Below are 14,573 nucleotides of genomic sequence, written 5' to 3'. Positions count from 1 at the left end.
TCTTTCTATTTAAATAGAAAGAAATGAGGGTGTTTTTTTTAGGGAGTCTGTTGGCTCCGGATTACTTTACTTTTTCACCGCGATAGTATTGGTTCCACCTATCTTTGGCATAGCCTTTTTCAAGGTACTCAAATGAAGAAGCTGTCGCGTCTTCCACTTTCTGACCACGGTAGAAAACTTCCCAGCGATCTTTAGCATAACCGCCACCAAGAACGGTAAAGGAACTTGCAGTGGCATCGGCTATTTTGATGCCCTGATAATAAACTTCCCAGCGGTCTTTGGCATAACCATCAGTAATATATTCAAATGAAGATGCTGTTGCTTCCTGCAGTTTTTCACTTTTATAAAACACTTCCCAGTTATCCTTAGCATAACCGCCACCAAGTATCTTTACTGCGGCTCCGCCTTGTTGGCCATTCTTCTGACCTTTGTAGTAGCTGTTCCATCGGTCTTTAGCATAACCTTGCCCCAAATTTTCAAAACTGGAGGCATTTGCTTCCGCTATTTCTTTCCCGAAATAAAATGCCTTCCATGAATCTCTAGAATACCCATCCCCTAAGACCTTGAAAGTGGAGGCTGATGCATTGGGGATTACCTGTCCACTGTAAAAGACTTTCCAGGAATCCCTGTAATAACCATCTCCTACGAGTGTGAAGGTACTGGCTGATGCATCTTTGATTACTTGTCCTCTGTAAAAGACTTTCCAGGAATCTTTGGTATAATGATCACCTAGTATCTGAAACGAGGAAGCCGACGCCTCTTGCAATAGCTCACCTCGAAAATATACTTTCCATGAATCCTTGGAATAGCCATTGCCTAACAATTTGAAAGAAGAAGCTGATGCATTGGGGATTACCTGACCGCTGTAAAAGACTTTCCATGAATCTTTGCTGTAATGATCACCTAATATCTGAAACGATGAAGCCGAGGCATCTGGCATGGGTTCCCCTCGGAAGTATACTTTCCAGGCATCTTTAGTATAGCCGCTTGTTAATACTTGAAATGAAGAAGCCGACGCATCCTTGATTATGTTGCCACGAAAATAAACTTTCCAAGCATCTTTAGCATAACCATCCTTGAGATATTTGAAAGTAGAAGCATTGGCATCCTTCACCTCTTGGCCTCTATAGAGGATCTGATTGCCGATTTTGATATAGCCACCCCCCAGTTCCTGTTGGAGTAAAAAGAAGTGGTTTGGCTGATCCTTAATGATTGGATAGCTCAAGCTTACATTGGGAATAGTGACAGCTGTTATAGACAGTGTTAGCGCGAGAATTTTTAAAGTAGCCTTGATCATAAAATAAATCTTCTGTGTAAACTTAAAAGAAAATAATCGTATTCTTGGTATTTGTGGCCTCTTTTCTCTGCTTATTTATTGCTTATTCTAGGCCGTTTCTTCGAACTTTCTAGGGGCCTGGCTTGCCTCTGCTTTGCTATTTCTTTGGTATTCCGTTGCTGTTTCTTTGGTATAATAGCAAAGAAATAGGATCAAAACGGTAAACAAAAAGTAAAGAAAATGCAAACGAGGGGGGAGGTTGGTTCCTGTTATACCGATTCATGAATAAATCCTGAATTGGGTATACATGATAATTTTTATTCCGATATACATGACATATCGCAAAAGGACTAATTAAGAGTTGACAGACAATGTGACATCAAAGCGGACGGTTTTATGGAAGTACGGTCATATTTGTGTTAGGTCTGGGACGCGATAAGAGCAAGTATTTGGATAAGCAATATTTTTTTTGTATATTGCTGGTTATGAGTTTTAAAGACAAATTAGAGAACTGGTGCACGTCAATCAATCGCGCCGGTAGTGGTGAGGAATTGTATATTTTGCTTTTGAACTACAAAAGGTTTATCAATAAAAATTGGATGGACGATTTTGGTGATCCGGGCAACTGGAAATCCGAACTAAATCAGGTCATCAGCAAAGTAAGAAAGAAAGTGGATGTGGCAGACATTCGAAATTGTGGGGATCTGTCGTCTTATCAGGACGATGCCCGGCAGACTGCACATTCGCTCAATCATACCTTAAAATATCACCACTCATTGACAAAAGGGTAGGCTAGGCCTACCTTTTTTTTGTGTAAAATTTTCTAAATAGATTCCCTAGCGGTATATAACCTCACTCTTCACGGTATATACCGCTTTTATTTTTATAACAAATCCCACCTTTTGTAGTTGCCCACTGGTGCCATATATCGTACAAACAGAAGCTATTATTAAAAAATATTTGCGGATGTCGGAAAATGTTTTTACTATTGTATAGTAGTATAGAATAGTATAGATTAATACTCGCCATACTACTGTATAATAACCAATCTATAAGAAGACCAATTTATGATCTACCACATGTATTACCGAATCTGTAAATGGCAGCGATGTAGTCTTGTCTTCCTTTTTATGCTAATGGCTGGTTTTGCGCACGCACAGAACCAATCGTTTGAATTGAGAGGAGTTGTATTGGATAGCGTCGGACATTTACCCATTTCCAATGTTACAATTGCCTTTATGGGAAAGAATGCAGTTGTATCAACGGATGCACAGGGACAATTTCTGATTAAAGATGCACACATCAACGATCATCTTGTCCTGACTTCGGTCGGATTCGACCGCAAAACTGTTCAGGTCACGAGTACCAACCGTATGACCATTTACTTATCCTCATCAAGTTCCAATCTGGATGAAGTGACTGTCGTAGCCTACGGTACGCAGAAAAAAACGAGCATGGTGGCCTCCATTACCTCGATCAATCCGAAAGAAATTAAGGGACCAACATCCAATCTGACCTCCATGCTGGCGGGTCGGGTAGCTGGACTAATTGCTTACCAGCGGAGTGGGGAACCAGGTAATGACAACGCTTCCTTCTTTATTCGCGGCGTCGGTTCTTTTGGCGCTGGGAAAAAGGATCCTTTGATTTTGATCGACGGAATGGAATCCAATGCCACCGCACTGGCCCGCTTACAGCCTGATGATATCGCTGGTTTTTCCGTATTGAAAGATGCAGCAGCCTCTTCGTTATATGGCGCTAGAGGTGCAAATGGGGTTGTTTTGGTCAACACCAAAAGCGGTATTGTTGGTAAGGCAAAATTCAATGCACGTTTTGAGAACTCCATCTCAACCAACACGCGTAATTTTAAATTCGCCGATAATATCACCTATATGAAGATGGCTAATGAGGCGGTATTGACCAGAGATCCGAAAGGAACCCTTCCTTATAGCCAAAACAAAATTGATCATACTGAACGGGGAGACGACCCGTTGCTCTATCCCAATAATAACTGGATCGACCAGCTGATAAAGGACTATACCAACAACCAACGCTTTAACTTCAATGTCACCGGTGGGGGAAACCTTGCTCAATATTATGTCGCAGGTACCTTTAATAACGATAAGGGAATTCTGCGATCCGAAAATAGTAATAGCTTTGATAATAATATCAACCTGAAAAACTACTCCTTACGTTCTAATATTACCTTAAATGTTACCCCAACGACTATTGGAATTATCCGTACTTCGGCCCAATTTGATGACTATACAGGACCAATAGGGGGCTATGATAAATGGGGAAATCTGATCAATGGTGGACAGCGCGTATTTCGTGAAGCAATCTGGTCCAACCCGGTAATGTTTCCGGCAATTTATCCATCTTCCTATTCTCCATTCGCGACGCATCCGCTTTTCGGAAATAACTTTATTCCAACCACCAAAACGCTATATAACAATCCCTACGCCAATATGGTCAATGGTTTTCAGGAATATAATAGCTCCACAGTCAATGTGCAATTGGAACTGAAACAGAATTTCGATTTTATTACCAAAGGTCTATCCGCTCGCTTAATGGCCTATACACAACGCTATTCTTATTTTTCTGTCACGCGGAGCTTTAAGCCATTTTATTACAATTTGGTCCGGATCCCAGGTACGAGCAATACGGTTTTAAGTCTGCTCAACGAAAATGAGGGTACGGAATACCTGGATTACAACCAGGGAAATAAGATTCTAAATACCACAACCTATGGTGAGTTTGCTGTCAATTACAACCGCACCATCGCTGAGGACCATGATATCACAGGGATGTTGATCGGTATTATCCGTAATTATCAGACCGCTAACGGTGGCGACTTGCAGGCTTCTTTGCCTGCTCGCAACCTCGGGGTGTCAGGCCGCGCAACCTATGCCTACAAAAACCGCTACCTTTTTGAGTTCAACTTCGGCTACAACGGTTCTGAACGTTTCTCCAAAGATCATCGTTTTGGTTTCTTCCCCTCTTTTGGTGTAGGATGGAACCTAAATGAGGAAAAAATGTTTGAATTTATGACTCCTGTCGTTTCCCGCTTAAAATTGAGAGCAACCTATGGTCTGGTGGGTAACGATCAGATTGGCGAAGATCGGGATCGTTTCTTCTACCTATCGCAAGTGAATCCGAATAACGGTGGACGAGGTTTCTCTTGGGGAAATAACTGGGATTACACACGGCCTGGTTATTCCATATCGCGGTATGAAAATCGTGATATTACCTGGGAACGGGCAAAGACCTTCGATGCTGGATTTGACCTGAATCTAAAAAATGGCTTAGGTGTGGTGTTTGATTATTACAACTCTACCCGCAGCAATATCCTAATGGTGCGTTCGAATATTCCTTCTACAACTGGTTTTCAGTCCGATATTCAGGCTAATATCGGAAAGGCGCAGAGCCGAGGATTTGACTTGGCCCTGGATTACAATAAGTCCTTTCAAAATACCTGGTGGACTCAGTTGCGGGCAAATATGACCTATGCAACCAACAAATTACTGGTTAACGAAGAGCCTGACTATCCGGCAAATTTATCCTACCTCTCTCGGCTGCGACATCCGATCAAACAATCGTATGGTCTGATTGCTGAACGTCTGTTTGTCGATGATATCGAAGCGGAAAACTCACCGCTACAAAATTTTGGTGGCGCCTTTAAAACCATGGGTGGTGATATCAAATACAGGGATATCAATGGCGATGGTAAAATCACGGATTTAGACAAAGTGCCGATCGGTTATCCGACAGATCCCCAAATTATTTATGGGATGGGTTTTTCTGTAGGTTTCAAAGGTTTTGATGTCAGTGCATTTCTACAGGGATCTGCCCGTTCATCATTCTTTATTGATCCGGGAAATATTACACCTTTTGCGATCAACGGACCTTATCAAAACGGTTTGTTGCAGGAAGTGGCAAACAGCTATTGGTCCGAAGATAACCAGGATGTTAGGGCCCTGTGGCCACGCTTGACGGATGGTTTTAACAACAATAATAATCAGTTTTCAACTTGGTGGATGCGTAATGGCGCATTCTTGCGATTGAAATCTGTTGAATTGGGCTACAATCTACCAAATCAGTTTCTCAACAAGTTTAAGATGTCCAATGTCCGTTTTTATGTCAATGCACTCAACCTTGCCGTATGGAGCAAATTTAAGATGTGGGATCCTGAAATGGGTGGTGAAGGATTAGGCTATCCTGTGCAGGCTGTGTATAACGTAGGTATTAACGTAGGATTTTAAAAGGCAGTTTATCATGAAAAATCTAAGATTAATTAAATTACTGGTTGCGTCAGGTTTATTGTTTTTTCAATCCTGCAACTATTTGGATGTCGTGCCGGATAATGTGGCGACAATAGATAATGCATTTACGATGCGTAGCGAAGCAATAAAGTACTTGGCTACCTGTTATTCATACCTGCCACCGGATGGTGATCCGACCAGAAATCCAGCTTACCTAGCGGGGGATGAATTCTGGTTGGATTACCCAACCCTCAGTATCGATGGAACAAACTGGAATATTGCCCGTGGAAATCAGAACGTCACCAATCCCTATGTGAACTATTGGGATGGTTATATGTATAATGCCATTCGCGACTGTAATATTTTTCTGGAAAATATTCGTAATCCCGAAAAAGTACGTGATATGACACAGGACGAGCGTACCACCTGGGAAGGAGAGGTGATGTTCTTAAAAGCATACTATCACTTTATGTTGATGCGGCATTACGGACCTATTCCTACAATGGATGTCAACTTATCTGTAAATACTTCTATCGAGGATGCAAAAGTTAAACGCCAGCCTATTGATGAGGTTGTCGATTATATAGTCAAGGTTCTTGACGAGGCAATTCCTAAACTACCCAATACGGTCCAGTCTCCGGTTACGGATTTGGGCCGTATTACCAAGCCTATTGCCTTGGGGATTAAAGCAAAAGTATTATTGTATGCCGCGAGTCCGCTGTTTAACGGTAATACGGATTATGCAACCTTTAAAAATGTCGATGGTACGCTGTTTTTCAACCAGAGCTTTCAGTTGGAAAAATGGCAGAAGGCCGCCCGTGCGGCAAAGGAAGCGATTACCGCATGCGAGAACCTGGGAATGGGTTTATACCAATTTCCTGGTACTGTATTTCCGCTCTCCGATACGACAATGATTCAAATGAGCGTTCGCAATGCTGTGACTGAAAAATGGAACAAGGAAATTATCTGGGCAAATCCGACTTCACGGGCCTGGCAGATGCAGTATTCATCCATGGCACATATTGATCCTAATAATGCAGGTAATAACAGTGTACATGGTACCTTAGCACCTTCCTTAAAGATTGTTGACCAATTCTATACCCGAAATGGCGTGCCAATGGACGAAGATAAAACCCTGGATTTTAGTAATAAGAATCAGCTTCGTTCGGGTAACTATGCAGAGCGGTTCAATAATATTCAGAATTATCAGACTGCACGTGTACATTTTGATCGCGAAAATAGGTTTTACGCCAATGTTGGTTTTGATGGGGGGATCTGGTTTATGGAAAATAGTCCAAGCCGTAGTGATGAAAATACCTGGACCACACAGTTACGCCTGGGATTATTTGGCAGCGGACTCTCTATTCCTGTGACAACATACTATCCCAAAAAATTAGTGAATTGGAAATTTGCTTTCAAAGATGGCAATAGTTCACACATTGAAGAGTATCCTTGGCCGATGATGCGCCTGGCGGATCTGTACTTGATGTATGCCGAAGCTTTGAACGAAAGCGAGGGACCAACAGCTGACGTCTTTTTATACCTCGATAAAATTCGGAAAAGGGCTGGGTTGGAAGGTATCCAAGAATCCTGGTCAAAGTATGCGTTAAACCCTGCTAAACCGACAAGCAAGCAAGGTTTGCGCAGCATTATCCAACGTGAACGGAATATCGAAATGAGCTTTGAGGGATCACGTTTTTGGGATCTGAAACGCTGGAAGCTGGCGGCACAAGAGCTGAATAAAAACATTACCGGCTGGGATAGAAACCAGGATAAAGATCATCCCGAACTTTTCTATAAAGAGCAGACCTTTTTTCAACAACGTTTTGTGGCACCGAGAGATTACTTCTGGCCGATAAGGGAAAACAACCTTTTGGTCAATCCCAACTTAGTACAAAATCCAGGTTGGTAATCCCTTATTTAAATAGAAAAATTATGAAAAATCTAAAATATTTAAACTATTGCTATGTCCTGATCGGTCTTTTTTATCTATTGGCTGGTTGTAAAGAGGAAAAGGGATGGACGCTGATTGAAGATGACCAAACGAAACCAGGTATTGTGCAAAATACTTCTGTTACCAACGGCTACGGACAGGCAACGATACATTACAGTTTACCGTCCAGTCAAAATGTATTGTATGTAAAGGCCGAATATGTCATGGCCAATGGACAGACACGGATCGTAAAATCATCAACCTATAAAAATGAGATCTTAATCGACGGTTTTCCGGATACACAAAAACATATTGTAAAGCTTTACGCCGTCAATAAGGCCGAAGTGGCTTCAGATGCTGTGGACGTTACAGTAGAACCTAAAACACCGATTTTTGATCTCGTATTCGGGCAAATGAAAATTGCGCCAACATTTGGCGGCGTCCGGATAAGTTCAATCAATCAGGAAAAAGGTGATGTCGTTATTGTCCCTATGGTTGACTCCCTGAATAATGGGGAATATTTGCCTTTGGACAACTATTATAGCCAGGATTCCCTGATCTTATATAATATCCGCGGACTGAAATCCCGTGAAATGAAATTTGCCTTTTATGTGCGTGACCGATGGTTAAATAAATCGGATACGTTGTATACCTCGCTGACACCTCTGGAAGAAAATCTTTTTCCGAGACAGCAGTTTGCAGCGTTACATTTACCGGGGGATGCGCAGTATATGTACGGGACGACTTCGGAAATGATGTGGGACGGCAACATGAATCCCTCCCGATGGCCAGCCTTATATACGGTTGAAAGCGCCGGTGCTCCGCAATCCCTGACTTTTTCTATCGGTAAGGAAGCAAAATTAAGTCGTATCGTGATTTTCCCACGTCGGGAAAATGGTTTTTACGATAAGGGTAACATGCGTGAATTTGAAGTCTGGGGAAGTAACAGTCCAAATCTAGATGGCTCCTGGGAATCTTGGTCTAAACTGACAACCTGTACTGTGCGAAAACCTTCGGGTACTCCAGCTGGAACAAATACCAACGCAGATGAAGTATATGGCATCGCAGGTTGGTCTTTTGATATGCCCGAAGATGCACCAAAATACAAATATCTACGGATCCGCAATCTGCGCAACTGGCGTGGTAGTTACTTTATCCAGATTGCCCAAGTACAAGTATGGGGTGTTTATTAACTATTAAAAAGAAAATGAAGATGAGAACATATCTATGCATACTGGCCTTGTTCGGCGTTTGTTTATTCGGCGCATGTTCTAAGATGGATGAATTTACGAAATTCACCGATGGACAGGAAATAGTATATCCTGCGAAGCTGGATTCCATCAAAATACGTTCGGGAAAATATCGTGTACAAGTAGATGGCATCTTTCGGGTGAACGCCGGAGTTTCCGAGCTGCGCGTGTATTGGAACAGTAAACAGGATTCCATGAAGTTTCCGGTAAAATTGACTGATGCTATCGATACCGTACATTATGTGATTGAAAATCTACCGGAAGGGCCCATGAATTTCGAAATCCGTACAGTAGATAGCCAAGGAAGATTTTCGGTACCGACCTTTCTTGTCGGAAACGTTTATGGCGATCGTTATCGTGAAGGACTTTTCCAGCGGACAATATTGGATCAGAATTTTATGGCTGATCAACAATTTCAACTTGCCTTACAGGATGTGACACCAAGTGTGGGATTCTATGCCGTTCGCATGACTTATAAGAATCAAAACAATACAACTACGGATACCGTGGTGCGGACGAAAGAGCTGAATGAGAAAATTAATCTCTTGGACTATCTGCCGAATCAAGAGATTGCTTACCAGACTGTATTTCGGCCTGATAGCAATGCGATTGATACCTTTATGGTGCAGCGCAACAAACTACCGATAAAAAAAGGCGACATCAGTATTTGGTGTCTGAAGAATTACAAAACTCCGTTTACAGCGACGGCTTTCGATGGCAACCGTTGGGGAAATCTGGATCATTGGATAACCAATACGAGCATGAAAAACCACAATGGTTATGGTGGCTTTGGTTCGGATGATGGGGGTGTGGTTAATATTGAAGCCGGATGGGGCGCTCCAGCGATCGTAAATGGTAAAATTGAGCAAAAAGTAACCTTATTTCCCGGTAAATATCGTTTTTTTTGTAACTTATCCTGGACAAATTATGATCAACCGCCAGCAAAACTGGTCGTAAGCAAAGCAAACAGTGGAATTCCAGATCTTGAGCAAATTCAACAGGCAATGGCCCATGCAGACGTAAAATCCGATGGGGTCTATTTTGAAATCAAGGAAAAAGTCACCATAAATATGGGGATTCTGGTCAATTTTCAACCGGACCATTACATGAAGATTAACGCGTTTCAGATCAATTTACAATAATATCAAGCAGAATGAAGACAGCTATTTTCGCGCTATGTTTTATGCTCAGTACGGTAATGTTAACGGCCCAGTCCTTTCAGGTAAAAAAAGGGGGGATAACCTTGGCTTACAACAAGCAGACCGGAACATATTCGCTAAGCAAAGATCAAGTCACTTATTTAAAAGATGCCAGTGCTTATCTAACACTTGCCAATGGACAAAAAATTAGTACAGACAAACTGAAGGATGGCCGTAAAGTGACTGAGACGGTAATTCAGGATAATTTGGGAAAGGGTACACGTTATACGGTTTCTTCCAAGACTACTACTGGAATAACGTTGTTACAGCATTTTTATTTCTATGACAACAGTGATATGGTTATCCTTGAATTGGAAGTCAAAGGAAAAAACCTGTCAAGTAATGAATTGGTTCCGATATGGTCCAATGCGACCATATCATCGCTTGGGAAATCACTTTATCAGGTCGCTGTTCCCTTTGACAATGATACCTTTATCTCCTATGAAAATAAGGCGATTTCTTCAAACAATAAAGTGAGTGCGGAAGTTGCTGTGGTCTACGACAGAGAGCGTACGCATGGCGTATTGATCGGTTCGTTAGATCAATCAGTCTGGAAATCGGGGATTGATATCAAAGGCGACAATGGACAGTATAACTTGATTGCTGCTAAAGCGGGATTTACCGATGTGGCTATTACACGGGATTCAATGGGCCATGGTTTTGTGAGCGGCAATGTGATCCGTTCGCCGAAATATGCGGTGTCTTATGTAAATGACTGGCGTATGGGATTGGAAAACTATGCTAAAATCCACCGTAAGTTGTCACCTCCCTATTTGCAAAAATGGCAAGGTGCGACCCCTGTGGGTTGGAATAGCTGGGGTGTGATACAAGATAAAATCAATTTTCAGAATGCCACGGCCACAGCCGAATATTTTGCGAAGGATATACCTTATTTCCGTAATACAGGTGGCGAAGCTTTTATTGATCTGGACTCCTTTTGGGATAATATGACACCAGGAGGAATGTCGGGCGACTATACACAATTGAAGCAGTTTGTTCGCTATTGTGATTCTTTGGGTCTTAAACCCGGTGTTTATTGGGCTCCTTTTACAGACTGGGGCCATGGAAGTGGACCGGATCGCAAGGCAGAGGGAAGCCAATTTACCTTTGGCCAGCTTTGGACCAAAACACAAAAAGGCTACCATAATTTAGACGGGGGGCGGGCCTTGGATCCAACACATCCTGGTACACAGGCCCGCATGGATGTGATCTTGGGAAAATTGGTCGACTGTGGGTTTAGAATGATCAAGATCGACTTTCTTTCTCATGCCGCAATCGAATCCACGGGTTTCTATGATAATAGAATTCAGACGGGTATGCAGGCATACGCTGTAGGAATGAAGCATTTGGTCGATGTTTTGCAGGGTAAGATGTTGATCTATGCAGCGATTTCTCCTTCCTTGGCGACAGCACAATTTGCACATATGCGCAGAATTGCCTGCGATGCCTGGAAGACGATCGACCAAACACAGTATACCTTAAACAGTGTCAGCTACGGTTGGTGGCAGACCCATCTCTATGATTTTATTGATGCAGACCACCTGGTCTTTCACGATGAAAGTCCTGAAGTCAATAAAGCAAGATTGCTTTCAGGCGTTGTAACGGGTACCATTATCCTTGGCGATGACTTATCGAAAAAGGAAAACTGGCAACCTAAGATGAATCAATATCTGCAGGATCCCGAAATTTTAAAGATTATAGCTGATGGTAAGAGCTTCCGTCCGGCAGGATTTGTAGAAGGAAAAGCTGCAAATACCTATTATTACAAAAAGATAGGAACAGATCTGTATGTGGCGGTATTTAATTACAATACCACCCCGGCAGCAATAAACATAGATTTTAAACAGATTGGCCTAACGCCAAACAAAAAATATAAGGCGGTGGACTTGTTTGATAAAACAAATCAAGAGCTTAGCGCTGAAAAATCCATTGCCTTTGAGCAAGCAGGAGCAAAATTATTTAAAATTGCCCTGCTTTAATCACAACGTATGAAGATAAGCAAAGAAGAACATTTTAAAGTATTGATCGATCGGATCAAACGCTTGGAAGCATTGAATACTCTGTCAAAACATGAATGTATTGTACAAGGGGTATTGGACGCAATTGACGCTAATGAGCTGGAGGTACATTCCAGCTTACCTTCTGTCAATAACTTGATCCAATACCTAGGCTATGCACGCGAAACATTTGCCAAAGCTTATCGGGATCTGATTGCCCATGGTGTCGTGGAATCAAAAAACAGAAAGGGATATTTTGTGGTGAGCAACAATACGCAGATGAAACAAAAAGTTGCGGTACTGTTATATGCGTACGATACCTTTCAAGATACATTGGTGAATGAATTGCGGGCCAATCTTCCGGAGGAGGTAACAGTGGATCTCTTTTTCCATCACAACAACATGGAGACTTTTGAAGATATTTTCAATCGTATCCAGGGACGATATACCGTATATATTGTTGCTCCAATTGAAAATAAAGAATCTGAATTGCTGCTACGTTCCATCCCGGCTTCCAAATTGTTGATTATTGATCGCTTGGTGGACCTTGGCGAAGACTATTCCTATGTGTCACAGGAATTTGAGGAGGCAACCTATGCTGTATTTCAAGAACTTTACCCAAAGATCAAAAAATATAAAGAAGTGATCTTCTATTTTCGGGAAAATACAGCCGAACCCAATGAAATCAAAGATGCTTTCTTACGCTTTCTAAAAGAGTATAAAGTAAAAGGGCGGATCGAAAAGCAATATCATGTAGGCGACCTAAAAAAAGGAAAACTCTATTTTACCATTCATAATCCAGAGCTGTACCAAATGCTGAAAGAAGTTTTGCAAAAAGATTGGACTTTGGGGCAGGATCTGGGTATTCTTTCTCATAATGATGATGTCATCAAAGAGATTATTAGTGGCGGTATTACCACCTTTTCGACAAGTTTTGCTCGGATCGGATCGGAGGCGGCCAGGTTTGTGCTGGAAAGAACATTGATCAGGGAAGTTGTACCAACAACATTGGTAGACCGCAACTCCGTATAAAATAGGAAAGGTTTTTACGATGATAGTTTTTAGTTTTTGTCTTTTTACTGGTCTGGTTGCTTTGGGATCCTTATGGAAGTTTAAGACCAATTATTCCAATACATTAAACGGTTTCTTTCTTGCCGGAAAGAGCAACAGTTTTTGGATGGTCGGTTCGGCTTTGCTATTGACCAACCTGAGCGCCAATCAGTTTATAGGTGAAAATGAATCGGTCTATATCAATAATCTTTCGGTGATCGGTTGGGGGGTAAGCTCTGTGGTCGCCATGCTCTTGGTTTCGGAATTTTTGCTGCCCATTTATTTCAAACATGGCTTTCGTACAGTACCGGACTTTTTGGCATTACGGTTTGACTCCAAAACCAAAATATTGGTCTCTATTCTGATCTTGATCGGGTATATTGTTAACTTATTGCCGCCGGTATTATACGGTGGCGCGCTTAGTCTGACCACAATGTTTGATGTGCCAGGACTGTTGCATATCAGTTATTGGCAGAGTATCTGGCTATTGGTCTGGGCATTGGGTATCATTGGCAGTTTATACAGCATATTGGGGGGATTGAAGCTGATTTCTTTGTCCGACATGGGACTCGGGCTCTGTTTGTTTATACTTGCTGTGCTCATTCCGATTTTCGCGTTTTGGCACCTGGGTAATGGTGATATTTGGACTGGTGTATTGCAACTGTTTCACGATAAAAGAGATCACCTCAATGCCGTGGGATCAAAACAGGACGCAGTGCCTTTCTCCACCTTGTTTACAGGGATGTTGCTGATCAATTTCTATTACTGGGGAATGGAACCTTATATTGCGCAACAGGCATTAAGCGCTAAAAATTTAAAAGAAGCACAGAAGGGAATGACTTTGGCTGCCGGTGGAAAACTCCTAATGCCACTATTGATCAATTTACCTGGTCTCCTGGCGGTACACTTATTGCCGCATGTGCAGCCTACAGCTTCCGTTTTTCCAAAACTTATTGTACTGATCTTTCCGGATGTGCTGATTGGCTTTTCCTTGGCATTGGTCTTTGGTGCTGCAATGACTACCTATACCGCCGGCCTTCAGAGCTGTGGTAGCTTATTTATTTTTAATATCTACAAGCCTTATTTGGAATATAAGAAAAGAGACCTTAATGAAAAAGAACTGGTCAGAAAAGGGAAACTGTTTGAATTGATCATCTCTATCTCTGCCATGTTTATTGCACCTTTTATTCTCTTTGCTCACGATGGTTTTTATACGTACTTACAAACGGTATCGGGGCTGTTCAATATGCCGATCTTCACCATTATGATCTTGGGGATTCTCTCCCGCCGTGTGACACCAAGGATGGCACAAATTGGTTTGTTCCTGTACATGTTTAGTTATTTTCTGCTGGTGTTTGTATGGAAGACAGAACTACACTATCTGCACCTATTCGCATTACTATTTATCGCTGTTGCGCTGGTCATCTGGAGTGGAAGTAAATTGAGCCAGCCAAACTACCTATCGGTCTATCAATTTGAGTTTTCAGGTCAGGACAAAGGTAGTTATTGGAAGGGGAGGTACGGGGTCGGCACCTTTCTCATTCTATTGATGATTGTCATCTATTTTGTTTTTTCACCATTGGGCATCGCTCAATAAATTGTATAAGTC

Annotated in this window: 9 protein-coding genes; 8 read left to right on the top strand and 1 reads right to left on the bottom strand. The window is 42.0% G+C overall.

The genetic code is table 11. From position 1 onward, the window contains the following. Positions 1 to 61: 61 nt before the first annotated feature. The gene (locus tag M2408_RS16010; protein WP_259183311.1) at positions 62 to 1,297 is read right to left on the bottom strand and encodes a DKNYY domain-containing protein; all 1,236 of its coding nucleotides are present in this window, start codon (positions 1,295 to 1,297) and stop codon (positions 62 to 64) included. A gap of 464 nt (positions 1,298 to 1,761) precedes the next feature. On the opposite strand from M2408_RS16010, the gene M2408_RS16005 reads away from it, so the two are divergent. From M2408_RS16005 to M2408_RS15970, 8 genes are all read left to right on the top strand, one after another. Then, entirely contained in the window at positions 1,762 to 2,067 is a 306-nt protein-coding gene (locus M2408_RS16005) for a hypothetical protein (protein ID WP_259183310.1), read from the top strand. Positions 2,068 to 2,343: 276 nt separating this feature from the next. Next, entirely contained in the window at positions 2,344 to 5,535 is a 3,192-nt protein-coding gene (locus tag M2408_RS16000; RefSeq protein ID WP_259183309.1) for a TonB-dependent receptor, read from the top strand. 13 nt (positions 5,536 to 5,548) lie between these two features. Continuing rightward, the gene (locus M2408_RS15995) at positions 5,549 to 7,447 is read left to right on the top strand and encodes a RagB/SusD family nutrient uptake outer membrane protein (protein WP_120259044.1); all 1,899 of its coding nucleotides are present in this window, start codon (positions 5,549 to 5,551) and stop codon (positions 7,445 to 7,447) included. Between the two features lie 23 nt (positions 7,448 to 7,470). Then, positions 7,471 to 8,661, top strand: coding sequence for a DUF5000 domain-containing lipoprotein (locus tag M2408_RS15990; RefSeq protein ID WP_259183308.1), 1,191 nt, complete (start codon positions 7,471 to 7,473; stop codon positions 8,659 to 8,661). Positions 8,662 to 8,681: 20 nt separating this feature from the next. Beyond that, a complete protein-coding gene (locus tag M2408_RS15985) occupies positions 8,682 to 9,860 on the top strand; it encodes a DUF4998 domain-containing protein (RefSeq protein ID WP_259183307.1) in 1,179 nt (392 codons plus the stop codon). An 11-nt stretch (positions 9,861 to 9,871) separates the two neighbouring features. Further along, entirely contained in the window at positions 9,872 to 11,896 is a 2,025-nt protein-coding gene (locus M2408_RS15980) for an alpha-galactosidase (protein ID WP_259183306.1), read from the top strand. A gap of 9 nt (positions 11,897 to 11,905) precedes the next feature. Beyond that, the gene (locus M2408_RS15975; protein ID WP_120259040.1) at positions 11,906 to 12,946 is read left to right on the top strand and encodes a GntR family transcriptional regulator; all 1,041 of its coding nucleotides are present in this window, start codon (positions 11,906 to 11,908) and stop codon (positions 12,944 to 12,946) included. A 19-nt stretch (positions 12,947 to 12,965) separates the two neighbouring features. After that, a complete protein-coding gene (locus tag M2408_RS15970) occupies positions 12,966 to 14,561 on the top strand; it encodes a solute:sodium symporter family transporter (protein ID WP_259183305.1) in 1,596 nt (531 codons plus the stop codon). The last annotated feature ends 12 nt before the right edge of the window (positions 14,562 to 14,573 follow it).

It is taken from the genome of Sphingobacterium sp. BIGb0165, from assembly GCF_024810095.1.
Taxonomy (GTDB): Bacteria; Bacteroidota; Bacteroidia; order Sphingobacteriales; family Sphingobacteriaceae; genus Sphingobacterium; species Sphingobacterium detergens.
The sequence above is the reverse complement of the archived record's forward strand: the minus strand, read 5'-3'. Positions and strand labels throughout refer to the sequence as shown.